This is a genomic window from Microcoleus sp. B7-D4 (genome assembly GCF_036705125.1).
Classification (GTDB): Bacteria; Cyanobacteriota; Cyanobacteriia; order Cyanobacteriales; family Microcoleaceae; genus Microcoleus.
Window position 1 is genome coordinate 1 of sequence record NZ_JAUBTT010000246.1, and the last position, 1,724, is coordinate 1,724.

Annotated in this window: 4 protein-coding genes and 1 pseudogene; all 5 read left to right on the forward strand. The window is 48.0% G+C overall.

Features of this window, described 5'->3' with window-relative positions:
* Positions 1–46 precede the first annotated feature (46 nt).
* Positions 47–664, forward strand: coding sequence for a hypothetical protein (locus tag QUB12_RS37195; RefSeq protein ID WP_333311102.1), 618 nt, complete (start codon positions 47–49; stop codon positions 662–664).
* Complete coding sequence (locus QUB12_RS37200; RefSeq protein ID WP_333145240.1) at positions 664–840, forward strand: hypothetical protein; 177 nt, start codon at positions 664–666, stop codon at positions 838–840. The genes QUB12_RS37195 and QUB12_RS37200 overlap by 1 nt, the downstream gene beginning before the upstream one ends.
* A gap of 2 nt (positions 841–842) precedes the next feature.
* The gene (locus QUB12_RS37205) at positions 843–1,043 is read left to right on the forward strand and encodes a hypothetical protein (protein WP_194011284.1); all 201 of its coding nucleotides are present in this window, start codon (positions 843–845) and stop codon (positions 1,041–1,043) included.
* A gap of 3 nt (positions 1,044–1,046) precedes the next feature.
* Positions 1,047–1,262 (forward strand): hypothetical protein, encoded by a 216-nt coding sequence (locus QUB12_RS37210; RefSeq protein WP_015179857.1) that lies wholly within the window; start codon positions 1,047–1,049, stop codon positions 1,260–1,262.
* Between the two features lie 64 nt (positions 1,263–1,326).
* Positions 1,327–1,724, forward strand: a pseudogene (locus QUB12_RS37215) (hypothetical protein); the annotation flags it as partial.

The following is a 1,724-nucleotide window of genomic DNA, read 5'->3' on the forward strand; positions in this document are numbered from 1 at the left end:
GATTCCAAATCGATTCTGAATTGATTCTCCCAAAGCAGGCGAAACTATGGAACTTAAAAACCAGGCTGTGATTGACGTAGAGGTTACAGAAATCGATTCCTCTCTCAGAGAATCGATTGAACGTTGGTACTCAGCGGCGCAAGTGCAGCGCATCCTTAATTTGAATAAGTCTGGGTTGCAGAAGGCGATTGCCAAGCTACAAGATATCTACGGCATTGAGCTTAAAGCCTTACGGCGTGGGGGTGCGCGGGCCACTCAATACTCTGAGCTTGCCCTGAAAGCTTGCAAACTACTGAATGCAGGAAAACTTAGCGAACTGCGAAAGCTGGTAGAAGCCACATCGACCGCACCTTCTGCGACCCCAGCCGGAGCATTGACAATCAACGAATACACCCCAGCATTGGATCAACGCATCACTCAACTTGGTCAAAATGCTGCAACTACCTCGGCATCCTTGAATCAGTCGGTTATGCAAGTTCTGGCTCAAATTGCCTCAGAGAATGAAGCGGCACAAAAACGTGATTCTGACTTAAGCCAAGCCAGAATCAACGCAGCACAAAACCGGGGCGCAGCACAAGGCTTGGCAATATTTCAAGCTGAACAGAAGGCACAAAACGAAGTATTAGCGCAATTGCGGGCTATGCAGTTAGGGGGAGTAGAATAATGGCTTTTTTTAAAGTGAAAGTCAGCCGGGAATGCAACACAACGAGAACCTTTAATGTTGTGGGAAACCGCCCACAGGAAGCTATACAGGCTGCTGCATTACAGTTGCGAGATGAAGGTGTAGCGGATGCTGTAGCGATTGCAGTAGTTGGTCAAATTAGTAGTTTGAGGGATTAAAAATGGTACGGATTATTAACGGTGTGGTGTTTGAAGACGGTAAACCCGGCAAACGGGTTATTAACACGAACGGTGGTAACTATGTCGAGAAAATCGAGGGTGATTTTATCGCTGGCACAGTTATCAACCATAAGCCAACACCAACACGCCAGGACTTATCTAAAAATGGCGATGCAATTGACGTGAAATCTGAGGAGGTTTAGGCGATGCTTGATGATGACAAAGACTTCGACAAAAACGTGACACGGCTGATGATTGGCGGTGCGTTATTGACCAACGCTCTTGTCTTTGCGGTCGGCTACGACACAGGCTATCAGTCTGGAGCAAAACGAGTCCCGGAGCCGACAATCATTCACGGCAACGTCACGATTAACAACAACAACAGCAACAATTTCAGCCAGCCGTCACCCGTCGAAAAGTAGGCGGCTGGCTTTGTAAACCTCTCCTAGCTTGCGCTGGGAGAGTTCTATCTAAGGAGATTGTACTATGGATTTTGGACGCAACGACAGCAGTAGCATAGCAATACGCAATCCCGCAGCCGGACACAGCCCCTATGTTGACGAAAAAGCGGGAGACTGGGGCGATGTAGAAGCCGACATCCTCTCTTATTTGAGCGATGTTAACAAGCTTGAGGCGATGGCGGACAAAGCTGCTAATGCCGAGCAGCTTGCCCTAGTCTTAGAGCCATTTTTGGATAACGCTAAAACCTATTTGGAGGCGATGGGAAAAATTGCCGACGGTCAGGTCACATGGACTGAAATCAGGAAACAATTCGGCTCCAAAGTTGCGAATGCCATCGCTAAAATCCGCAAGCTCAATGCGGAATTTGGGTCTGAGATGGAGCAACTAGATGCCAAAGACCGTGCAGCAATGCTGAAGATTGA